Raw genomic sequence first — 24,399 nt, forward strand, 5'->3', positions numbered from 1 at the left:
AATGCTGCCACCCTTCTGAGCAAAGTGCTGATATTACTAAAATGCTTGATGGGTTTGAAGAAGCTGTCACTAGCATGTTCATACAAGAGTGGCAGCGACAATCAGCTACTGCCATGCCTAATCGCATAGCTATTATCGATAATGACCCTAAGAATCAGTTCATGTTTTTGGAGTTCCAGTTAGCACGTCAACTGCTCCAAGCTAAGGGCGTTGACACTGTGATACTAGATCCCTCTGAACTCGACTATGTCGATGGTACGTTAACAGCCCATGGCCAGAAAATCGATATGATATACAATCGTCTGGTCGACTTTGCATTTGAAAACCCTAACCACGCCGTGCTTAAAAGTGCTTATCTAGAGGGTGCTGTGGTGGTGACACCCAATCCCCATGTACATGCTATGTTGGCCAATAAGCAAAACCTGACCTTGCTATCCGATTCGCAGACATTGCGCGCTTGGGGTCTAGATGAGGCTGCAGCGAGGTACCTTGAAAAGTCGATACCAAAGACTAAGCTTGTATCAAAAGACGAGGCAGCAGCGTTGTGGCGTACTCGGCGACAGCTGTTTTTTAAGCCAGTTGCTGGTCATGGAAGCAAAGGGGTCTATCGCGGTAGCAAGCTGACTCGACGCGTTTTTGAGAACATTCTTGATGAGGATTATATCGTACAGACCTTTGTTCCTGCAGGAGAGCGATCAATAAAAATTGATGACACTGTAACAACGAGAAAGGTGGATATACGTCTTTATACGTATGACGGACAACTGCTACTACCTGCGGCGCGTGTGTATCAAGGTCAGACGACTAATTTCCGTACACCAGGAGGTGGGTTTGCGCCCGTCTTTCAGGTGTAATGAGCTAAATAGCACCAACTGCTCTTAATGCTAACCTCTATTAATTGGATATCTGCCAACCTAGGAACATCCACTTGACAGTGTAGATTAACAGTATCGGAATGACCACCCACTGAACGAGCGGCAACGCACCTATGCTTAATAACGGAACATCAGGCATCAGCCCACTATAATTCCACCTTTGGCCAGCGCCAGTTGCCCAGTATTCAAAGAGTATTGTTACGGTCAGGCCAACGCCAAGGTATATCGATAAAGTCGACAGACGCCACGGCTTTGCAATCCAAAGCCAATCTTTTACAAATAACGCCGCAAGCACGTAGGCGCCAAAAGCAATATTGGCATCACCGACGGTCGCACGCGTACAAAGCCAGACCACGTCCCAGTGTCTCGCTTCGGCCATACCGGAGAAGAACGGTACCTGTGCCATCTCCCAAAAAAAATGGAGAAAGAAACTTACGCTCCATATCATTAGGGCAAGCACTGCTGATGTCGCTGCTCGGCGGGATAGGTTTGCAAGAGTCATCATTCCTCCAAAAATAGCCATAGCAATAAATGCAGTTCCATGTTTACTCGTTCGTTATTACCAGACCGAAACGCCGCTTACTGGCGTCTCCCAACGGCAGATTAGTATGTTACTTGCTGCGCGTGTTTATTAAGGTCAGGTGACTAACTTCCGTACGTCAGGTGGTGGATTCGTGCTTGCCTTTCAGGTGTGAAGGTATACCTCAGATCGTGTATGATACTCTTAGAACAATTTTTAAAACACCCTCTTAGTTCGGAAAAAGCGATGAGTCAAACCGTTATCCATTATTTTCTACATTTTGGCATGCCGTTGATTATCGCCTATATGTTTTTTCGTAGTGACTATAAGCGAGTTTATTTGATCCTAATAGCAACCATGCTAGTTGATTTAGATCATCTGCTAGCGACACCTATCTTTTCGCCCAATCGTTGTAGTATTAATTTCCATCCGCTACATACTTATTATGCGATGGCAGTATATGCGGGCATGTTGTTTCTACCAAAGCCCTATAAGATAATTGGTTTAGGGTTATTACTGCATATGTTGACTGATTTAAATGACTGTATAATGACCTATATTAATTGTCCACAGTGTTTGAGTCAGGCTCCTGCCCGTGAGTTGGTAGCGTGGTTAGGCAGAGCTATTAAGTTTTAATACGGTTGTGACTACATCCCTTTGTATTTCTCTCATAAATCATCTCTTTAATGACTCCTAGAAGTAGATATATCGCTATCCAATCCTGAATAAGTCCTCGCATTAGATCGCTTGTGTTCCAATTCGAGGATTAAGGTTGTCTAGCTTGTTACTCTAAGCTTAGTGAGATAGCTCTGTTTCTAATCAGGCATAGCGGAAAGAATTAACCGCTACTTCTTTAGTTTAGTATGACTATTCAATGTGCCACGTGTTGTATCAAGCAGATCGGCGACGTTATTTAATAAAATGTAATCTTTTGGGGTTTTTGATTCCCTATTGAATATTTCACTCCATATCTGACTTTTATACTCTTGCATTATTGTTTTAAGGCTTGGATACATAAGCCCAGGTTTAGCTAACGAGAGTATTGATATTGCTCGGATAAAGTCCATGTATATAAAGTCAATCACATCCTGATCAAATTCTTTCTTAACTTGTTTCTTATGCTCAGGCTTAGAGTCTTTTTTAGAGGTTTTATAACTTAAGAAAATAGTATTGTTGTTATTAATATCTTTGAGGTTAAATACAGGTGAAAAACAACCACCAATGAGTAAATACTCATTCACATCCTTATTTACTAACGATACATTATGAATAGGTAAACTGTTATAACAATCAAACTTAGTCTGCATAGATTTAATATAGGCTTCTTGACCACCACTTAAGTAGGCTTTCACTATTAGCTTAGTTAGTTGGCTAGCCAACGGATGAAGACTAATTTTAGTGCTACTATTAATGCTGATAGACTTTGCTGACAGATTCATGGCTTGTGATCTCCTAAATTAATTCTTTGCCCTATCATAATGAAAGCGTAATGACAGAAAATTTGTAAAGTTCTAACGGTCCATTGCTTGATTGGGAGATTTGATTTCTCTCTATTATTAAGCCTAGTCTGCTCAGTTTGGCTAGATAGTGATAATTCAGCACGGATCTGCTTTTTGTATATCTTGCCGTTTAATTTATCAGCTACATTGCACTTTTTTATTTGAGATGAGGCAAGTAATTTCATCACAGGCTTCCATTGCTCTTTATCATCATCGCTAGCTTGTGCATAATGGTATATTTTTAAATTAATATTTTTTTTAAAGACTAGTTGTCCTAATACTTGTATATAGCTATATAGATCTAATGCTTGATCAAAACTAATATGATTTTTATGGTATTGGGAGTTCATAAGCGTATGCGCTATAAACTGAAGCATAGATTCTCGTCTTTTTTCTATCTTATATAAGTCACGAAATTTATTGGTCATCTGCATGAGTATGTTGTTATCTTCGACATACCTGTCGAATACCGGTAATAAGCTCATATTATCATCAGGCGCGAATAATCTTGAATTACCATGTATGGTTTTAAAAGAAGGGTGATCTTGCAACTGCTGAGCGTTATTAAGCCATATTTCAAAAGTATTTTGATCAAGCTTATAAATATCCATTTTTTCCTTGAAATCTTCTTCCTTATCATGTACCTCAAGAGTCTGACGGACTTCATCGAATGAATATCTTTTTGGCTTTGTAGATGTTTTATCTTCTGTCTTTAGTAGTTCACTATGTTTTGGTTTAGGCAGTGGTTTAAGTTTGAGCTTGTTAAGCAAATAATAATTAATTGCAGTAGGTGTAGCACCTAACAGCTTTTCCCTACGTCTCGGAACGCTTAGTAATTTATAGTGTTTAGCCGTCAACTGGTAATCCATGTGCCAAAGTAGCAATCCAATCTGAATGTCAGTCAAATGCACATAAGAGTCAAAAGTAGTGCTAGGACTGGCATGTCCAGCTACTCCAGCTAAGGCATATATTTTTTTGTATTGTAGGGATGTCTCAATATAAGCCAATATTTTACAAGACTTGTCTTCGTCATAAGGTAATAAGTCTTTTAAAGTTTGAGAGCATTGATGCCCATTAAAAGCATTAGCTTTATCATACAAAAATGACATTAATTGAAAATTAGTTAAGAAGCTATGTCTTAAATGATGGGTCGTGAGATGAGAAAGTCCTGTTGTAGTTTTAATTAACTGAGATATGGTTTTTGATAAATCACTGGCACGATAAGCCATACCAGCTTGATTAGCGATTAAGGTATCCCCTTTACTTTTACTACGCCTAAGCTCGACTCTCTTGAAAAACGACATTTCTGAATTTGTTAAAAGTTGTTCTAACAATGTCCGTCTTAAGGCAGAACCCGTTTTATTATTACCATATTTATTATTACGCACTTCTAGATAAGCTGAAGTTATAGCCACATCTTTTAATCTAATCTTAACTATTTCACCTATCCTGAGTCCACAGCGCTGCCCTAAAATCAAAGCGAGCTTCACCGCTTCTATTTCATCCTTAGTCATTTCAAGATTGTCAGCATTATTAAGAATAGCCTGAAACATGGTTTCTGAAAGATAGCCTGTCCTATGATGCGCTCGCTTGGTAGATGAAAAAGGTGCAATAGGTTCAATGCCATGATGATTAACTAAATATGCATGTATCTCATCAATATTAGTGGCAATAGCATTTTGAGCGTCTTTAGACTTACCAAGTTCGATAAGTTCGCTATAAAGTTGAATATAATCCTCTTCAGTATGATCCTCAAATGCAACACCTTGAGTTAATGATAACCAGCGATTCGTAATACCACCGCTATGAGTCCGCATGCTGCTTACCTTTTTACTAGTCACTGTTTTCGTCAGTAACCAACCTACGATTGCAAGCTCACTCAAAGGAGCGTTGTTCGTTAATAAACGTTCATATAGCTGCTTGAGACCAATTGTGAATCTAGCCATTGAGGTTTTTCCATCTTTAGTCGTTTTCAATAGCTTTGCAATCTCAACGGTAATGGTAGGATTGCCTTTTTTAGGTTCCACTGCGACATCTTTGTGACACTCAATGTTAATAGCTATCTTAGTAGTGGGCTTATGAGATATGCTAAAGATTAAAGACTGCCAGTTAGCTATTGACAGGCCATATGTCGTCTCCAAACCAAGTAGTAGATACCAAGTATGTTCTGGCAGATCTAAAAATAGATAATCTTCTAAAACATAGACCGCACCTATCAAAAACTCTTCTAAAGTCATAGATAGGTGATTTTGGCTAAGAGATTTTGTCATCTTTAACATTTGATAAAGATTTTGAACATCAGTACTAGACTTTAATTTTCTAGTTTCATTCCCTTTGACATAGAGCTTGATCAAATAGCTCGTTAATGGCGATAAAAAGACTTTTACCTCATGCACCGCTTTTGAATTGCTATAAGTATTAGTATGATAGCTATCGTCGTCAATAATGAGAGTTACTACAGGCAGTTCAAATATGCTTTCTATAGTTAATGATTTGTCACTGATGCAAGATATAATCGTTTGCAATACTGGCTTTCTCAATATAGCACTGTGGAAAATCAGTGATAGCATCAAATCTGTGATAGTAATCTCGTAAGCTTTGCTAGCTATACTATCCATCCAATATAAATAAAAATCTAATATTTGCTTTTTTTCAGAAAAGGTCACTTTATTTCTAAAGGACTTTGGACGGTATGAGGTAACGATAAGCTTTGGAAAGCCAATAGCAATGTCCTTATCTTCAATATAGTTTTGACAGCAGTTTACTGCTTCGTTATATCCTTCTACATAACTAAGATAGCCCTGAAAGTGTTTGTTTTCTGATAATCTCTTATCAAGCTGCTCCCACATAGCATTAAATATTGTTTGAGGATCACTTGAGGCAATAATTTGGTCAAAATCTATAGACTCTTTGACCAGTCGTTTGGATAAGTTTTTACGCTTCGAGGTTTCCTTATGTCTATTTTCTGAACGCTGGTCAATAGCTGATTTACGCTGAGCCATTATCTAGTCTCCAAACTTATGACTTTAAAGCCGTTATATTTAATTATTCCATTAAGCTCATCAGAGAATCGGCGCAACTCGCTCCTTCTAAGTCCACTGTGCTTATCGTAGTAGTCAAAACCAAGCTCATCAGCGTGACCCATCCAAGCGCCAATTACATCGTGACCGAAGCTATTAGATAATGATGAGTTAGGCTTAGCAGAAAAGATTCCAACTTCTAGGCTTTTATAAGATCGTATAAAGTGACGATGCCAGTTTGATGGGAGATCTAAAATTTTAGACAGTCTTCCGTGAATAAATGTTTTGGTAAGACTAACTTCAGTAATAGTGTTAGTTTTTTCATCCAGCTTTAGATAAGTAATAAGGCCAATATTACTGTCAAGAATATCTGAGTAAATATCACCTAGACTATTACCCAGACTATTTAAAATAAAGGCATTACTCTTTAAATACTTGATGTACTGCTCAATCTGTTGATTTGCTATATCAGGTAGATAAATATATCTGCCTCGAGTATGTTGACGGTTTTCCTTGTCGCTAATAAAATATTTTTTAGTTCTAACATCTATATCTACAAGCCTACCAAAAGGTTCACGTACGGGACGATAACCGCTTGAGACCGAGAGCAGAACATATAAATAATCAGTAAAAATATTATGTAGGTCAACTATAGATCTAGGATTGAGAGTTTTTTTATCCCAAAGGGCAGAATTGATCTGAGTGATTAAATCGCTAACTATAGATGTTAAGCGGCTTTCTCTTATGGCTAAAACACTACCTATTTGTTTATCCCAATATCCTGTAACTCTTTCGTCAGGTAATTCAAAAAATTGATATTCTTCATTACATTTGGATTCATCGCTGACTGTATTAAATGCTATATCATACAAATGATCATTAAAATCATATTGGCATAAGAATAAATCTAGCTGGCTAACATTAAAGTAAGGAAGTGCTGAAGAATGGTGTATTGGTTTGCTAATTAGAACATTAACTAAAGCTTGATCTCGACCACTCTGTATGAGGTAGTGTTCTAAATAGTTCTTAACTTTATTAAAAGTTAATCTAGTTTTGCTCTTCTTATTTATAGCCTTTAGAGCCTCACTGGCCTTTTGTTTGACCTCCTCCAAAACCTTTGTGCTTATGTTACGTAAAAGATGAGAATATATATTGCCAACTGCAATAGGGTAGAAAAGATTGAGAGTAGATGTATTATCTGCGCATAGTTTAGAATCCCAGTTTTCTTGAACTTTACTACGAGTAGGTGCAAACTCTAGTGGATACCGATAGCATAAATAACTCTCCCTCAAATCTTCTGAGATAAGTAGTTCAGATCTACCTGTCAATAAAATTATTAGTAGATATAAAGAAGTTTGATGGTCTAGATCATATTCAATGTTTAAAGTACCTTGTTCATCATTGTTGTCAGCATTTATACTTCTGATATCTAAACTCATCAGACTATTGAGTAAATATGTGACTAAAATCTGTACTTCATCAGCATGTGCAACATTTACATCAGTTACCTGACTTAAAGTCCGTTGATGTCTACAGTTAACTTGTTGTTCAGCTCTGATTTTATCTAGATAGTAGTTTGTAGGTTGCTCGAAATTAACCTGCTCAAACGATTGCTCTTCATCGTCTTGGCGTTCTTGGTCTTCAAATCCATTTGCTTCGCTAGCATTTTCTGATATGTAGGTGAGATCGCTAACAGTATTGCCAGTGATATCATCTTTATCCTGTAAGATACTTATAATCTTATGAGTCTCAGTCGTCACGCGAGTAATGCCGGAGTCATTTTTGAAATAGTTTTCGATTGGTAAGATATATTCGTAAAGGTATTTAGCTATACGTTCATTGATTTCAAATTGAGCTTCAACAGATGATAGAGATGTCTCTTTACTTAATAATCTATTCTTGTACTTCTGTATTTCAAAATCAAAAGTTAGGGGCCGCTCATCAAGCCATCTAGTGTAGCTATCGTTTTGTTGAGCATTAATAAGAAACTCCTCAATATCCTTTAGGCTTTTCAATTCTGTTACATCAGGTAAAAACGGAACTAAAAATTCACGAGTTTTGTTCGTTAAAAATCTGCATTCATCGAGCGTAGTTTCAATTCGACTATCATAGTCAGTTAACTCAACCATCCTTAAACATAGAAAAAAGTAGACAGCACGGATAGTATTTATTTTAGACGAGTCTGCTCGATGGATTAAAAAGGTAATTAGATAGAGATCTTTTAAATGCAGATGAGGCTTTCTAATATTTTCTAAAAATACTTTATGAGCAATTCCATTTTCGTATATCTGTAATTCATGCGTCTTCGTCAAATTACTATTCACATCTAATGTTTTTATCCATTCAGACAATGTTCGATACTCATCTTTCAATTCTGATCTAAATTGCTCAGGTAAGGTATCTTTTAAAAATTTTAGCTCGATAAGTAATATTTCAAGATCATTGCCATTAGCGAAATCAAGGAGATTTAGCTTCAACCAATCCTTAATATTTGTAGAGTTACTATCTTTATTAGCCATTATGCTGCTACCGTTACAAGTCATTCAAATAACTGTAGCTTCATTAATGTAAAGCATCCAGCATTAAAATCGAAAAAAGACATCTATTTGGATGTCTTTTTGTTAAACATAGGTATTTTCATGGATTTTGTATTATACCTCGCTCTATCAGTAGCTTATCTAAAGCACTCCCATCCTGACGAGTTAGATTGGGCACATAACGTGAATACACTGTGAATAACATTGTAGTGCTGCTATGACCCATTTGCGCAGCAATCCATTCAGGAGACTCGCCTGCAGCAAGCCAAAGAGTGGCAGCCGTATGTCTACTTTGATAGGGATTACGTATATCAAGCTCCAGATATCGCAATAACGGATACCAAACTCTCTTTGTCACATTGCGATGACTCAAAGGAGTACCTGCTTTTGTACTAAACACAAACTCACTTCGATGTTTAGTGAAGCTCTGCTGCTCAATCAATGCATCGTAAACCAGTTGATTCATGTGGATAATACGATTAGAGCCGGAAGTTTTAGTGTCACCTATAACACCTCCAACAATTGCTTGATCAATAACGATTTGTCTACGTTCAAAGTCAATATTTTTCCACGGTAAACCGTCAATTTCACCTGTACGCATGCCTGTAAAAAACCGTACTGTGAAATATGGCTTATAGTCTACTCTGACGTTGTCAATGATGAGCATGACTTCCTCTAAGGTAAAAGGACTAACATTACTTTTAGGTACACTTAGTGGCTTTATATTCTTCCAAGGGTTCTCAAAATCAAAACGCTCAGATGCTTCGGTAATCACCATACGTAATGGCGTCATAATGTGGTTGATTCGAGATGCTGATAAAAGTCGTCCACTATTTCCTTCCTTGACTAGATTACCCCGAAAAGCCATTATTTTAGCTTTGTTTATGGTATTTAGTGGCACATTGCCAAAATGGGGAAGTAGATAAATCTTAAGTATGTTTTCTACATTAGTTATCTGAGAGCACCGCCATTCCGGTTTTTTTTCCTCTAACCAAACTCTGCTAAAGCAATCAAATCCTGAGCTTGAGTCCTTATGGCTATTCGTTGATCTCATGAGCTCTAAGCTTTGAAACTGCTCAAGCTTTTTACTCTGTGGAAAATAGTTTTCATATCGAAAACTACCTAATTGAATCTCTGCTTGCATTTTACTAACGAAATTTTCTAGACGCTTTCGATTAGGCTTAGTGTCTGCCAGTAAGGTTTGCTCTCTACAACGTTGGCCTATGTATCGAAAATCTACATATAGGTTGCCATTACGGCTATTGATACTCGCCATGATTACGCTCCCGCTGCAAATGGAATGTTATCGTCGTAGCCTGTCAGCATTAACTCTTCAATCTTTTGCCATATGAAAAGAATTTTTCTACCTCCAAATGGTTTGATGTAATGAACGCCCTCAATGAATACCGCATCCTTAAGTTGATTGCGTATTGTCTTGCTGTCATATTTAATACGTTGTGACAGCTCTTCGGTTGTTAAATAGGTATAACTCATAGTAAAATCCTTACTAAAGATTAAAGTGTTATTATCTAATAGCTTTATGACCTGCTATAGAACATAATTTACACTAAAAATCATCTTTTGCAAGACATTTTTATCTACAGTAGGTTATTTTATTATGGGGGAGGTTATGGTGAAATGTAATTTATCTAGAATTATGGGCGAAAAAAGACTTAAGATTGCCGATGTGTCTAGAGATACAGATGTCAACAGAGGCACAATCACACGTATGTATAACGAAGAAGCGACCAGAGTGGATCTAGAGGTAGTAGAAAAGCTATGCTTATATTTAGATATTGAAGTGGGCGACCTTTATGAGCTAGTTAAGGAAGAAGAATAAACTTTCCTCCTTTTAAAATTCAAGATAGTGCTGCGCTTATCAGTTATTACACCAAATAATACGCAGCAATATAGTTTCTCAAATGAGTTAAATGTTCTATTAAGTAATAAAAAGCTCTATAGAAGGTCATTTTGATTTGCATCAGCTCAAAATGTATGTATAATTCAATCTGTAGGAAGTCATTACGACTAACAGAAAGAAATATTAATCTACAGGAGGTTATACATGAACACATTTATTAAGTCACCGCATGCTTCAATCTGGTTAAGCGCCGAAGCGATATCGCTATCTACCAAGCTTATGGTAAACCTGCAAATACAACAGGGCTCGCAGTTAGCAAGAATGCTAGGCGTTAACCCCCTTTTCTACAATGATGAAGCGGTTAGGATATGGGTTCAACGTGAGCTCAATGAGGGGTTAGCGCTAAATCATTATGCATTAACGAATCTTGAGACCAAATTTTTGGACATTATGAATCACTACGATATTCCTTATTCGTTGTGATCAACGTTAACTATTTGGTTTGGAGATAACCATGAGCTTAAAACTTATTTTTAGCGCCAATGCAGATCAGTCCGACATACAACTATGTGAAGACTATTGGGCATACGGGCATAATGGACGGTATGTAGAGCATATAGAAACGCTCTGTAGACAGTATAGTGTTGATTATCATATTTTGTTTGGTGTATTAGCGGAGTGCCAAGCTTACTTAGATGATGTGCACTGTGAGTACTGTGGACGGCCTTATCAACTTGATGTACCAGCGGATATACCTTATATCAGAAAACAATCATCTTGGTTCTGCGAATCATGTATTAGTTTTTCTGGCGGGCAGCTTACAGTTGGTAGGTGAGATTTAAGAGCAGTAATAATAACCAAATAGTCTATCGGTTATTTGGTTATTATTATGTCATAAGATAAAGAAGTTTCTATTTAGAGCGATCTAGCTTATTTTGACTCTAATACCTTCTGAAAAGGTGGATTAACTATACCTTCTGGTACTAGAATATTATCTTCAGGGTGTATAGCTATTTTTTCAATATCATTAATACCGATTTCCCAAGCTTGCTTGACATGAATTTCTTTTATACTGATAGCGGAATCAAACTCAACTTCTGGATATTGATTTCCTTTGATCATATAGGCTGGCGCTAATCTAAAGCTTTTGAACTTATTGTACGATTCTTCAAACTGCATCCAACTTGAGTCATTATTAGGTTCCATTGTTTGGATTCTAGCTATCATAGTAAATAACTTTGCATTACTTCCTGTTTTAATATTTTCTGATAAAACTACACGGTAGTGAGCAGGGTTTTCTCTATCAATTCCCCTTATAACTGATACACGAAATCTTTTACCTATGTCTACATGTGTCAATTGTTTCAGTAAGTGCTCAAATATACTCAAGCCCTTCTTTTTATCTTTAAAGAGTAGGAACATGTAAGGGGGTTCATCAGGTGATCCCATGTAACCAACTCCCTCCCATCTTGTTGAGTCCCACAAGTCTGATCTGATTAGCTTTGTTACTACAATGTCTTTATGAGTATGTTTCTCCATATCGAATACAGGTATGTTTTCATGATCACCTAGCTCTATGGGTTCAATATCTATACTATCTTGTTTGGGTGCATCAACATCCCACGAGATGTTTCTCAGCAGTGGGAAATGTGTACCTTGAGTCAATTTTTTAAGTAAATCGTTATGTGAATTCTTACCTAGAATATTATAAATAGCTCCTAAACAGGTTTCAAACATCATTGATCGCGCAAAAATTTTATCTTCTGTAATTAGCTTCTCAAGAGTCATTTTAGAGTCTTTGATTAAAAAACAGCTATCAACAAAATCTGCAATAAAGAACATAAACCATTCACCTATAATAGGTTTGTTATTTTGGTTTAGATCTTCCCATAAGAAAGGGTGGCACAATATTTCGAATACTGTTCCTCTATCATTAACAATATATTCATGAGAAATTAAGTTTTCAGAATCTTCAAAAGAGACTATATCAATATTTACGATAGGTATTTTTGCAATAATATTATCTATCAGAGCAGTAGCTAAGAAGCTTTCAAGACTAGTTAAAATCGCCTCTGTCAATTCAATAAACGGTGTCTTATTAGGGAAGGATAATTTAATTTCACAACCTAATATTTTGGTACTATAAGTATTGTATTGAGGTAATGAAGGTAGCACTTTTGAAGTAGGGTGTTCTGTATCGTAATTTCTAAGGTCCAGCATTAACTTCAGTACACCTTCATCGTTACTACTTTCTAAAAGTTCCCGTACTTTATCTTTATATCCCAAAGTATATAATAAGGTTATCTGCGAATAAAATAGACCTAGCTCTTCTAAATTATCAACTAAATACTCGAACTCTTGAATTTCTTTTAAGTTACAACTAAGTATTAAATTAGCCATGCAGCCATCAAAATTAATAATCTTATCTTCATCTATAAACCTATCATTAATAACTTGCGAGCTCCATAATCCAGTTTTTAACCATGTTAATGATTGAGCAATACGGCCAAGAGTAAGTTCGTTCCAAGCTAGTGAGAAGTATGCTTCTATAGCCAATGGAAGAATAACTTTATTTTTATGAAAGTAGTTTGTCAACAACGAAGCTGCGTTTAAAAGAGTTCCTCTTGCTGCCCAATGCAAATCGACTTGTGAATATATATCCGATAATGCCATATTGGCGTAAGTCATCTCTTCAAGTGCTTCTTCTTTATTTAAGCCTACTAAAGTCTTTCCAATCAATTGAATAGCTCTATAGTAGTTACCTCTCTCTGCCTGCTTAATACCACGCTCAAGAGCTATTTTACTAGTCTTTAAGTCACCATTACGTTTGATAGATTGTTCAGTTAGGTAGTCTTGTAGCGCCTGATAATTTGGGTAAGTATGAAATATATCGTCTAACTGATCAATATACCCATAAATATTTTCAAATGAAAAACCTATTAGATATTCACCTTGTTGGCATACTTTCTGGATTCTTTGAAAGATTTCTTCCATTTTATCTTTACTATCAAAGTTCAGAATAAGCTGTAGCTGAGTCAAAGCTATTTCTGCTTGTAAAGCGTTACTAGGTCGGCTTTTATCCAGAATGATTTCATTTAACTGAGAAACAGTATTGTTTGTAACATTATCAACTGCATAAGTACCTTGTCCTTCATGTCTATATCGATGACTAATCTGAATAACTAATAAAGTAACAAAGTCTGCCCAGAGAATAGAGTTACTGGATTCAGTGATTGTTTCGTACGCGCTCTTAAAGTTACTTTCGAAACTTTTAAAATCTTCATGCCAGTAGTATGAAGCTCTAGCATAGTTGTAATAGGCATAAAATATTTGGTTTGTTGTACCATACCTTTGAGCTATTTTGACAGCTCGGTCATACAAACCTTGTGTCTCAAACACTGGATTTTCAAGTTGCTTACTCAACTCAGCAATATCTAAGAAAATATTAACTTGATTAAAAGTAATTTCATTAGGATTAATGTCACTATTGATTTGAAAAGTAAGTTTCTCAAGCCTTTGCTTCTTGCCATAGTCCTCAGGACTGAGGATAATTTCTCGTTTGAAATTAGTTGGAACCTGTAAAGTATCAATAGCAATATACTCAAGTTTATTTTTATAAGTCTCATCCAATAACCAGTTAATATCTAAGATGCAGACTTGAATACTGTATTGGTTTGAAAGCTCGTCTTCAAGCTTGCTTCTTTGATCAGCTTTAGCAAGCTGATTTGTAATACAAAAAACTTTAGTATAGCCTCGATTAGTTTCAACTATTTTCTCAACATCTTTTTTACATTTTGTTTTCCATGACTTTTGAGTGCTGACTGCGAATGCCCAACGTTCATTATTAGCATTACTATTTACACCTACATACCAAAGTAGTTTGTTCTGCTCTGAGACTGGAAAAGTCTGTGTGTCCGTTTTGCCATCGCCACCTGCTACAGGGCCAGTTTGCTCAAGCAAGTTTGGGCAAATAGTTTTTTGGCATATTTCTTTGACAAATGTTTCAAATGCGAGCTCTTTGCTCTTAGCATTTAGGTTAGATAAGTAGGTTTCAAGGTGTACTCTGTCAAGCTGACTACTAATCATTTTTTCAGAAGAAGAGAATTGTTCGGGACGTCTGTTTTTGAGAAACTGCTTCGGAGTAGGTAAGGCTTTAATATCCATATGATTTTTCCTGAAGACGATGAATACGTTATACGACTATTTGTGAATCTATATGATAGCAACTGCAATAGGCAAGCCAAGCGGTCACAAGCTATATTGAACACCTGCTATTCACTAAATCTGTTCAATATAGGTGTATCGACTAACTTACTTCTTTGTTTTCAGCCATAGATGGCTGACATGTTAAGTACTTAAGATGCTGAATGGTAATTTGTCATATGAAAGGCTCACTCTCTCCAGATATCGACTGATAATGCAATGTCTTATTAATTTGCTCTGGTAGAGCTACTTTAAGCTACTTCAGATATTTTTCAGCGTTGATTTGGCTAGTTGCGATATTACCTGTCATATACAAATGCTCTGTAACTATCAATTTTTGTGAAGTATTGGTATATTCCATAAATATAAATATTTGATTAGTATGACTGCTGCTGTCAAACCGCCTTCTCATGTTGATGCGGACAAACACACTACCGTATTTTGAAGTAGTGTTAAACTATAAAAATTTGAAAGTTACAATTAGGATCTAAAATGTACTCAACTCCCTCTAATACCGATATTTTGATAATGTGTGCATTAAAAGATGAATATGACCAACTCATTGAGGTAAATAGTGGAATATCTAAAAACTGGCAAGAATTTAATGTCAGTGATAGAAACGCTTCTAAAGCTGAATTTGTAACCGATTCGGGCACTACTATTACTATTGTTGCAACATGGGTAGCATCTATGGGAAGAGAAAGTGTACAAGCTGTTGTTGGACGCTTAATAAGTGAGTTAAACCCTAAATGTCTTGCTATGAGTGGTATATGTGCTGGCAGAAGAGGTAAAACTCAACTTGGAGATGTTATCTTTGCAGATCGTTTATGGTCTTATGATGTTGGTAAGCGAGTTGTAGAGAATGGTATCGAAGTCTTTCAAGGCGATACGTTGCAGTACAAACCAAGTGAAACAATAGTTCAAAACATGCAACGTACAAGTACGTTATATAAAAATCAGAGTATGGCATGGATGGAATTAAAGCCTCAGTATTCTTTAGAAGCGCAAGAAAACTGGGTATTGAGTCAATTAATAGATAATAAGAAACCAGTTGAACAAGATAATTTTGATGAAAAGTGTCCAGATTGGAGCGATGTTATCTTGAGACTTAGAAAAAGAGGTTATATCGAGAAACCAGTTAAGTTAACCGAAGCGGGTATAGAATATATTCAAGATTTATTATTACTCAACCCGAGAGGACTACCAGCAGAACCAGAGTTTTCTGTCCATGTTGCACCTATCGCAACAGGAGCAACTGTTACTGAAGATGAGCAAATATATAATAAGCTTTCAAGTTATATGAGAAAAGTGCTAGGACTAGACATGGAAGGAAGTGGGTTAGCTGCATCAGCTGATAGCTACGATATGCCATTTATATTTGCAAAAGGAGTATCAGATTTTGCAGATCCTTATAAAGATGATCGTTACCGTACTTTTGCAGCACGTGCTTCAGCTGAGTTGCTTATTCTCTTATTAAGGAATAGTGAGTCTTTATTTACTCGTAAAGAAGATAAGTTACCAGAAATTGAAAGCGATAATATGGACAGTGATGACATAGTGCGTCTGCTTGCAGAGTTGTATCCAGACTTTGACGAAACTCAAGTCTTATGGGAAAGAGCAGGAGGTAAGCTGAGTGATTTAGAAAATAAGTCACGCCCATATACCCGCTGGCATACCATATGGAAAAAAGTAAACCAAGGCTCAGAAGTAACACCGAAAGCGCTTTTACAAATCATTCAAAAAGATAATCCTCAATGCATAGCTATAAAATCTTTATTAAAAGCTTACCACTCATAAAATTTGGAGTACAGTAAATGTCAAGAGTATTGGATGGAGTCAATAGTTTAGGTTTAATTGAAAAGCTAGATGGCGATGATAGGCGTTTTGATAATATGGTTGAGGCAACTACCTTACTAGTAGAAAGGTTGAAAGAAGATGAGCCATTGCTTACCTCATTTGTATTAACCAGTATAAACCAAACGCCTAATAGCGATGATATAGCAATAAAAATTGCAGATGAATGTTTTACAGAAGTATGGAGGTCGGCCAGGTCAATCTACATAGACACCCCATTCTTACTTTATCGCTCTATGCTTCTAGATGCTTGTCAACAATTAGCATTAGATAATCAAAGGTATGCTTATATACTGTGGAATACAATTGCTGATATGCTACCCTTCAAACGGTTCGCAGAAGAAAAAGAAGTCTTTGAAAGTATATTTTCACAATGGTCTAAAGAAAGTGAGGAATATTCAAGTTTCGATCTTCTAGAGAACGGAAAAGGGAATAAAATACCATTTCCAAGAAAGCTTCCTACATTTGAACTAAGTACTGAGCTTGAAGGCATCCAGGACTTTCAAACCATGTATACTAAATTATCTGAAGATTTTACGACCCGAGAAAGTCTTTATCAAAGCCAGTATCAAAAATTTGAACAATACAGAAATAGTATAAATGAAAATATTAGGTCTAATGAAAATTTAAAGTTAGACACCATTTGGTGGAGTAAGGCTTTATACTCTCCTTCCTTAAATCAAAGCTATAGAGAGTTTGAAGGTAAAATTGCCTTAATAGTCATGGTGAGTGATTTACTGTCTCTAATGGAAAATGCGCCACCAGCAAGTATTTCTTATTTAATCTTTGAAACAGTTGCCGACTTACCTAATATAGATATTGAAGAAAAGTTTTCTTTAGAAAAGATATGGGAATTTTATTCAAAAAATAAAGATAGTGTCCCGAAAGAGACTATTCGGCAACTAACAATTGGTTATAAAGACAATTGGTCACTGAAGGACTTTGTTAGTTACGCTTTTTCTGATGATTCTTTCGATACAGATACCGCTATATCTAAACTGAGTATCTCCAAAGATACAGAAATTAGTCTTCCTAAATTGGCTCAAGCTATTTTTCGAGAACAATCTGCTGAAAATCAAGTAGAGACATGAGTATGAGTGATAGTGAAATAACCGTAGGTGGTGTTTGTTCTAGAGAGGGAAAAGATTGTTATGTCGGTGATGGCGGAGCTTGTAGTGAGGGTAAGGATTATCCTAATGAATGCCAATATTTTGAAGTTAAATTAAAAGAAACTACAGAAAATCCTGAATTAAAGCAATATAGGATATGGTGGTCGGGTAATAACTTAGGAATACAAGACTTAAGCCAAATTCGGGCACGAGGCGAAAGCCGTTTTATTGGTGTGTTTGGTTCGCATGACACGGGAAAAACCACATTCTTACTGATTGCTTATCTAAATTATATACGCCAAGGACTTAAATTAAGTTATAAATTTGCTGGTTCTAAAAGCTTGGTAGCATGGGAGAACCTGTCATCTTATTCAAGACTCGATACAACTAAGTCCACTTTCCCACCTCATACTTCTCGACAATCAGAGAGGGTTCCAGGGTTACTACACCTGGCATTAAGAGATAATGAAAGCAATTTGATCGACTTGTTACTTACTGATGCTCCTGGCGAATGGTTCACTACATGGTCATTAAACTCAGATGATCCTAATGCGGGTGGTGCGCAATGGATGGCTACGAACTCAGACATGTTTATCATAACAGCTGATTGTAATAAGTTTGCAGGAGAAAATAGAGGAAAGGCACGAAAAGAGTTATTTATGTTATTTGAAAGACTCATTCCATTTACCAAAAAAAAACCTACAGCTTTAATTTGGACTAAGTCCGATGAGTTAGTAGAAAACCCGATTTCAGACAGAATGAAAAAACAAATTACTGATAAGCTTTTATTTAATATTCCACATGCCAAACAATATAAAGTAACCATAGAAAACCCAGATTCAGTTACTAATGTTATACATGATTTATTACTAGAGAATGAGTCATTCAGACAACCGATAATAGTTTCTGACCCTATTGTGAGCAACTCACCTTTTATGTGCTACCGAGGAAGTCATGTCTAAGAAAAATATATTGGTTATTGGTCGAGCTAACAGTGGTAAAACACACTTTTTTGGACAACTTTATGGTCGTCTTAAAGAGCCTCGAAGCTCACTAAATATCAATGGAACACCAGCAAATTTAGAAATGCTTGGTGAGGTTTTTGAAGCACTAAGCGAAGGTAAAGCTTCTGCTCATACTGTGGCTGAGACTTGGAATAGCCTAAAAATACCATTAATAGATGAAAATGGTAAAGAGTTTGATATAAATTGGCCTGAATACGCAGGTGAGCAATGGGATACTATTTTCTCTACACGCTCGTTAGATGAGAAATGGAAAAGCCAATTAGATGATAGTGATAAATGGCTTATCGTGATTAGGGTGGAAAGCGAACCTACATTCCCAGATTTCCTTGAAAAATTGGCCAATAATGAAAAACCAGAAAAGAAGCATGAATCACCTAATTCCACAAATTGGGACGCAAATCCTTACTGGGTAGAAAAGTTACAGATACTATTACAATTATCAAAAACGCAAATAGCTAACAAAGTTCAAAGCCCTAAGGTAGCCGTTTTGCTTTCCTGTTACGATGAAGTAAATACTGAAAATGCCACTCCACATATGATTTTAGAGCAACGACTACCAATGTTAGCTTCGTATTTGGTCTCTAACTGGGACGAGGATAAATTAAGTATATGGGGGCTTTCTGCATTAGGAAAGGAATTAACAGAAGCGTCAAAAGATGAAGATTTTATTGATGAAGGTCCAGAGAACCAGGGCTGGGTTATATCGCCAAATGAGACTATTGAGCAGAAAAATATCGACCTAACTTTACCTATTAAATGGTTGCTTAATGACTGACTCTGATTTAGCTTTTCCTATTTATGCCACCTATGGTGATAAAGACAATAAGCATCAACTTATCCATACTACTAATTCCGAAGTAGAGCTTCCAAGTCAACTGCTATCTATTACTGATAAACCAGCAGGTTATTTGCCAGCGAATGTAGTTTGGTATCCAGTTCTTGGATGTGAGGTCTTTAACGATTATTGGTGCTTATGGTGTACGTATCCTGATTTTGGAGCTTTTAGAGGAGGAATGGTTAGAAGTAAGGTTGCCTTGTTACCTGTTAATCAAGCGATAGAATTAAACGATTTGACAGATATTTTAATATCAATTATGAATTCTGAAAAATTACCAGAAATTACTAATGAGCAGTTAAAAAACGTATTTGACTCATTAGTAATAGCAACTCACCCTGTCTTAATCTTAGAAAATCTAGCTTCTTTTGCCACTATCATTATGGAGCTTTGGAGAAGTTTATGGCCAAAAGCTAGGAAAAGGCTAATATGTAACGTGAAATGGAGTCCTTCTCAAATCTTAGCCGATGAGAGCGAATTCAATATTGTCGCATCTATAGCATCTAATAAGCTTCGATGGATTGAACCTTATACTGCTATTAGTAGTACTGGCAACAACAATGAGGTTAGCGATACTAGAGCGGTAAAATTTCTTTTAGACCATCAGGATACTATTCTTGAAAATCTCTTAGAGAACACATCATTAGCCATAGAAAAACCTCCGTTACAAAGACTGAGAAAGTTATCAAGAACTGTGGAGTTGATAGACACGTTTAATACAGAACCTTCAGCGTCTCTTGCAATTAACCTTATTAGAAATAGCTTATCATTTGAAGATACTGAAGGTGACTTAGATATATATGTAAACAAAGCACTCATATATCTTGCAGAGAACCTAACAAGTTTAAGCTTTATGGAAGTAGAAAAAATACAAAATATCGTATTTAAAAAGAATCACAACTATAACTTACTATGTCTTTCGTTAGCGAGTTACATCGAAAATAAATTTACTTTATTGAAAGATGAAGATAAAAATAGGTTGATAGCCGACAGTATAAGGAAGAATAGGTGGTGGTATATAGCCCTAAAGAAAGGTATTAGTCAGGGGGTTGATACATTGACGCCTAGTTGGCTTCAACAAGCTAAACAGCTGATTATAGATGAAGAATTGTTTGCCATAGCGAGTGATGTTATTTCAGACTCAAAAGATATTGAAAAGGGCATCTTAGAATTGACTCTTGAAAATGAGCCTAATGATAATGATATCGAAAGGCTAAAGGAATTTGCTAGGTCAAAAAACTGGGCAAAACTATATGCCTGGTGCTTATTTAGATTAGATCAACCTATAATGGCTCTGAATAAAATCTTAGATTTTGAGCATCCTGAGGTAGTTGGCTTTGATTACTTGATTGAGTTATATAACGAAAATGAACTATTAAGTACTTTTAGGGTCATCGATGATACGAGAGTAATTACAAACATTGAGAATACAGATACACTCGTTGAAAATTTACTACCCTATCTAGAACTAGATAAGAAGTTTGATAGATATTTGCTTTCACAGGGCTATCGCAGTAAGTTATCAATACCATCCAAAATTATCATCAACGATGGAATAGACAGTATTTTACGTAGTGCTACTAATGGTCATGAAACATATGGATTGATTGAAATACTAGCAGAGAAAAGCTTTGAAGAAAATCTTGCTGAGCGAGCACTGTTGCAGTTAACTGAAGGTTTTTCTTGGGATAAATTAAGTAAATCGGATACGCAGGTACTGATTAATACGGTAAGTAAATATGTCGTTGAAAACGGCATCAGTAACGTAACTGATAAAATCATTCAAGAAAATATAAAGGAGAAGTTCCTAAAATCAGAGATAGCGCCTAAGGTAATGGATTTATTAATAGGATGGAATGTTCATGTGAATGAATCTGAAGTAATTAATATTTTAGGTCAATATACTGACAACAACTGGAGACAGTATGGTAAAAATTTAGGAGAGTTCATAAACTCAAGTAAATGGATATCAATAACTAAGGCTTTATATACATTGTATGGAAATAAGAAGGTTGTTAATAATGCGCTGAAATATTGCTACAGTCTATTACCAAAAAAACAAAAGTGGGCCTATTCATTTAAATCTAAGATAAACCTTGATGAATTGCCAGATGATTATCTTATTAGTAGATTAGTTGACGAAGCCAGTTCCTTATATAGTTCAGAAGAATTAGAATTCCTGTGGGAGAAAGCAGGTGGCAAACTCAAAGATTTAAACTCCAATGGAAACCTTGGCAAACAATGGACTAAAGCGATTAAAAAAGCAAAAAAAGGTAACATAGAAGGAGGCGTGCTTACTTTGATTGATATCATGCTAGAAAGGTATCCATATAATACTGAATTAAATGAGCTGAAGACCTTTTTTTAAGCAAAAGTTATATGAGTTGTTTTATCAAATCATCGTTTCTATCGTTGGAGTGATAGAAGTTCCTGTGTTTCTCAACCTTGGTCACAAAATGGTCACCGTTTGGTCACTGATAACTTGGTCACTGATTTTTAAGAGAGAGAATGTATGTACGCAAACTTATAGCTAATACAGGATTAAAGAGAATGTGACTTCATGAGAGTTTAGAAAGATAAAATAGCCAGGCATTGTGAATAAAGGGCTTGATCTAAAATTCAGACACAAAAAAACCCCAAACAATCTAATGCCTGAGGCGAAATTTGAACAAAGCTTAAGCTATAAATAGTGGTGCGCTCGGCGGGAATCGAACCCACGACCCTCGGCTTCGGAGACCGATACTCTATCCAACTGAGCTACGAGCGCATATGATAACGATATGTCTGACTGTCACGCTTAGATGCGCATGATAATTAGCATAAGGTGTCTAGAAATAAAGACCGCTTAGTCTAACAAATAAAAAGCATAAAGCCAATAAATGACAGTCGCGATTGAGGTTTTTTAAGAAAAAACAGCCAAGTCATTAAACAAGCATGGCAATTTACCTGCCTTTTCCCTTATAATGTTGGGGAGAATTCATATTTATAATCACCGATTGCAAGTGCGCTGGCACGCGGGATGGCTGTCTGCTATTGAAGACTTAGAGGTCGTCAAAGGAGGACAGACAGAATGTCCGAGCCGTGCTAGTCCTTGTATACGTAATAAGAGAACGTGACGAATGAGAAAAGTAGTTATGTTATCGGCAGCTGCCATTCTAGGAATCGCTAGTATCGCGGTGAGCCAAGCTGAAGATGTTGTAGACACTCCTGTAACTGCATCAGACGTAGCAGAAGGCCAAGAGGTCGTAGAAGCTGCTCCTGAAACGCTAGGTGACGATACCCAAGCTGCTGCAGATACGACAGATGGTGCTGCACCCACTGACGAAGCCGCTCCAGCAGAAGGCGAAGAAACTGCCGCTGCAGCGCCTGCCGCTGATGAAGAGCCAATTCCACAAGATACGCCGCAAGTACAGAAGCTAATTGCTTTGTACCCTAATCTGATTGCGCGTATCCAGCCTGTTGCCAATATCTGTTTTGAAGACGGTGAAGCTTGTGATGTAACGGCACGCTCATCTGGCCCAGCTGCTGGCGACGGTCCTCGTGACGGTAAAGCGGTATATAACGCCGTATGTCATACTTGTCATACAGCAGGCTTGCTAGGCTCTCCTATCTTTGGTGATGCTGGCGCTTGGGGTCCACGTATTGCAAAAGGTAAAGACACGCTATATACCCATGCTATCAATGGTTTCAATGCGATGCCTGCTAAAGGTGGCGCGGATATTCCTGATGAAGAAGTTCAAAATGCCGTAGATTATATGGTCGCAGAAGCAAGCTAATCTTTGTTGATTACCTTCCAAGCTTTTACGATGTATATCTATAAAGCGCCTATTTCAGTGATGAGATAGGCGCTTTTTCATGATGAGTATTATTAATATGGTACTTCGAATATAAGGCAGTTGAAATTCGTCATGAGTAGCCTCATTTTATGAGATTAGTTCGTTTATTACCGTACATTGTCACCTTTAGAGAGTAGAGTGTGTTGAACATTCTTATACGGCTTTTGCCTATATGATAATGATAGTCGAATGTTCAACACGGCCTATTATTCTAAAATCGCATTTTATACAAATTGATAACAAATAAAGAGGTCTTCATGTCTGATGCACCAGCACTCTCCATAAAAAACCTATCCAAGACCTATGACAATGGGTTTTCGGCATTAAAAGGGGTTGATTTAACGGTACCACAAGGTGGATTCTTTGCATTACTTGGGCCAAACGGCGCAGGTAAATCTACTATGATTGGCATTATTAGCTCATTGTTTAAGCCAACCACCGGTAGCGTCCATATTTTCGGTACAGATCTATTAGAGAACCCTTCAATTGCTAAGCAGTATCTTGGCGTTGTACCGCAAGAATTTAACTTTAATATGTTCGAAAAAGTCGAAGATATCTTGATTACGCAAGCGGGTTATTTTGGTATTCCTGCAAAAGAAGCCAAACCACGAGCAAAAAGACTGTTAACCGCGCTAGGACTATGGGATAAACGCGACAGCAAATCACGTGAGCTATCTGGTGGTATGAAGCGCCGTTTGATGATTGCCCGTGCTTTGATTCACAAACCAAAACTATTGATTCTAGATGAGCCAACGGCGGGTGTCGATATCGAGCTTCGTCGCTCGATGTGGGAATTCATGCAGCAGATTAATATCGAAGAGAACACCACTATTATTCTGACGACTCATTATCTCGAAGAAGCTGAGCAATTGTGTAAACGCATTGCGATCTTGGATCACGGCGAGATTCGAATCAATACAGAAATGAAAGAGCTACTGGCGCAGCTGTCGGTAGAGACGTTTGTATTTGATTTGGATACGCCGCTCACCGAGCAGTTGGCTCTGACAGGAGTTACAGGGGTTTCGCAACCAGACGAGCAAACGTTAGAAGTTACCTTGACAGAAGGTGAGTCACTAAACGGTGTCTTTGATCAGTTGTCTGATAAAGGTATCAGTGTGGCAAGTATGCGCAATAAAGCCAACCGACTAGAAGAATTATTTATGCGCTTGGTAGACAAAAACATTCAGAGTGCAGATAGCATGAAGGAGGCGGGATTATGAGTCAG

General features: G+C 36.9%; 18 protein-coding genes and 1 tRNA gene. 11 read left to right on the forward strand and 8 right to left on the reverse strand.

Annotated features, from left to right (window positions below):
• Window positions 1-854 (forward strand): ATP-grasp domain-containing protein (locus CXF69_RS13120; RefSeq protein ID WP_102078715.1); only part of this gene is annotated, 854 nt, incomplete at its 5' end.
• A gap of 40 nt (window positions 855-894) precedes the next feature.
• On the opposite strand, the gene CXF69_RS13125 is transcribed toward CXF69_RS13120, so the two are convergent.
• Complete coding sequence (locus CXF69_RS13125) at window positions 895-1,254, reverse strand: hypothetical protein (RefSeq protein WP_228706795.1); 360 nt, start codon at window positions 1,252-1,254, stop codon at window positions 895-897.
• A 387-nt stretch (window positions 1,255-1,641) separates the two neighbouring features.
• Between CXF69_RS13125 and CXF69_RS13130 the strand changes: the two genes are divergently transcribed.
• Window positions 1,642-2,031 (forward strand): DUF6122 family protein, encoded by a 390-nt coding sequence (locus CXF69_RS13130; RefSeq protein ID WP_025652669.1) that lies wholly within the window; start codon window positions 1,642-1,644, stop codon window positions 2,029-2,031.
• Between the two features lie 209 nt (window positions 2,032-2,240).
• On the opposite strand, the gene CXF69_RS13135 is transcribed toward CXF69_RS13130, so the two are convergent.
• From CXF69_RS13135 to CXF69_RS13155, 5 genes are all read right to left on the reverse strand, one after another.
• A complete protein-coding gene (locus CXF69_RS13135) occupies window positions 2,241-2,834 on the reverse strand; it encodes a hypothetical protein (RefSeq protein WP_057758583.1) in 594 nt (197 codons plus the stop codon).
• Complete coding sequence (locus CXF69_RS13140) at window positions 2,831-5,896, reverse strand: site-specific integrase (protein WP_102078716.1); 3,066 nt, start codon at window positions 5,894-5,896, stop codon at window positions 2,831-2,833. Before CXF69_RS13140 ends, CXF69_RS13135 begins: the two co-directional genes overlap by 4 nt.
• Entirely contained in the window at window positions 5,896-8,433 is a 2,538-nt protein-coding gene (locus CXF69_RS13145; RefSeq protein WP_057758587.1) for a hypothetical protein, read from the reverse strand. Before CXF69_RS13145 ends, CXF69_RS13140 begins: the two co-directional genes overlap by 1 nt.
• A gap of 118 nt (window positions 8,434-8,551) precedes the next feature.
• A complete protein-coding gene (locus CXF69_RS13150; protein WP_057758589.1) occupies window positions 8,552-9,727 on the reverse strand; it encodes a site-specific integrase in 1,176 nt (391 codons plus the stop codon).
• Between the two features lie 2 nt (window positions 9,728-9,729).
• Window positions 9,730-9,945 carry a hypothetical protein gene (locus tag CXF69_RS13155; protein ID WP_021813684.1) on the reverse strand — a complete coding sequence of 72 codons (216 nt, stop codon included), beginning with the start codon at window positions 9,943-9,945 and terminating at the stop codon, window positions 9,730-9,732.
• Between the two features lie 136 nt (window positions 9,946-10,081).
• On the opposite strand from CXF69_RS13155, the gene CXF69_RS13160 reads away from it, so the two are divergent.
• Window positions 10,082-10,291: a helix-turn-helix domain-containing protein gene (locus CXF69_RS13160; RefSeq protein WP_057762347.1), complete on the forward strand. Its 210-nt coding sequence runs from the start codon at window positions 10,082-10,084 to the stop codon at window positions 10,289-10,291.
• Between the two features lie 225 nt (window positions 10,292-10,516).
• Window positions 10,517-10,795, forward strand: a complete 279-nt coding sequence (locus CXF69_RS13165) for a hypothetical protein (protein ID WP_057758591.1) — start codon at window positions 10,517-10,519, stop codon at window positions 10,793-10,795.
• Window positions 10,796-11,242: 447 nt separating this feature from the next.
• On the opposite strand, the gene CXF69_RS13175 is transcribed toward CXF69_RS13165, so the two are convergent.
• Window positions 11,243-14,476: a hypothetical protein gene (locus CXF69_RS13175; protein WP_102078718.1), complete on the reverse strand. Its 3,234-nt coding sequence runs from the start codon at window positions 14,474-14,476 to the stop codon at window positions 11,243-11,245.
• A gap of 531 nt (window positions 14,477-15,007) precedes the next feature.
• On the opposite strand from CXF69_RS13175, the gene CXF69_RS13180 reads away from it, so the two are divergent.
• From CXF69_RS13180 to CXF69_RS13200, 5 genes are read left to right on the forward strand one after another with little or no spacing between them, the layout of a single operon-like run.
• Entirely contained in the window at window positions 15,008-16,312 is a 1,305-nt protein-coding gene (locus CXF69_RS13180) for a 5'-methylthioadenosine/S-adenosylhomocysteine nucleosidase family protein (RefSeq protein WP_102078719.1), read from the forward strand.
• A 17-nt stretch (window positions 16,313-16,329) separates the two neighbouring features.
• Window positions 16,330-17,460 carry a GTPase-associated system all-helical protein GASH gene (locus CXF69_RS13185; RefSeq protein ID WP_102078720.1) on the forward strand — a complete coding sequence of 377 codons (1,131 nt, stop codon included), beginning with the start codon at window positions 16,330-16,332 and terminating at the stop codon, window positions 17,458-17,460.
• A gap of 2 nt (window positions 17,461-17,462) precedes the next feature.
• A complete protein-coding gene (locus CXF69_RS13190) occupies window positions 17,463-18,440 on the forward strand; it encodes a TRAFAC clade GTPase domain-containing protein (protein WP_102083184.1) in 978 nt (325 codons plus the stop codon).
• Window positions 18,433-19,278, forward strand: a complete 846-nt coding sequence (locus CXF69_RS13195) for a TRAFAC clade GTPase domain-containing protein (RefSeq protein ID WP_102078927.1) — start codon at window positions 18,433-18,435, stop codon at window positions 19,276-19,278. Before CXF69_RS13190 ends, CXF69_RS13195 begins: the two co-directional genes overlap by 8 nt.
• On the forward strand, window positions 19,271-21,706 hold the full coding sequence (locus CXF69_RS13200) for a GAP1-N1 domain-containing protein (protein ID WP_102083185.1): 2,436 nt from the start codon (window positions 19,271-19,273) through the stop codon (window positions 21,704-21,706). Before CXF69_RS13195 ends, CXF69_RS13200 begins: the two co-directional genes overlap by 8 nt.
• A gap of 322 nt (window positions 21,707-22,028) precedes the next feature.
• On the opposite strand, the gene CXF69_RS13205 is transcribed toward CXF69_RS13200, so the two are convergent.
• Window positions 22,029-22,105, reverse strand: a tRNA-Arg gene (locus CXF69_RS13205).
• Between the two features lie 352 nt (window positions 22,106-22,457).
• Between CXF69_RS13205 and CXF69_RS13210 the strand changes: the two genes are divergently transcribed.
• Window positions 22,458-23,114 carry a c-type cytochrome gene (locus tag CXF69_RS13210; protein ID WP_101204943.1) on the forward strand — a complete coding sequence of 219 codons (657 nt, stop codon included), beginning with the start codon at window positions 22,458-22,460 and terminating at the stop codon, window positions 23,112-23,114.
• A 317-nt stretch (window positions 23,115-23,431) separates the two neighbouring features.
• Window positions 23,432-24,394: an ABC transporter ATP-binding protein gene (locus tag CXF69_RS13215; RefSeq protein ID WP_101204942.1), complete on the forward strand. Its 963-nt coding sequence runs from the start codon at window positions 23,432-23,434 to the stop codon at window positions 24,392-24,394.
• Window positions 24,395-24,399: the final 5 nt, after the last annotated feature.

The organism is Psychrobacter sp. Choline-02u-9 (assembly GCF_002836505.1).
Lineage (GTDB): Bacteria > Pseudomonadota > Gammaproteobacteria > Pseudomonadales > Moraxellaceae > Psychrobacter.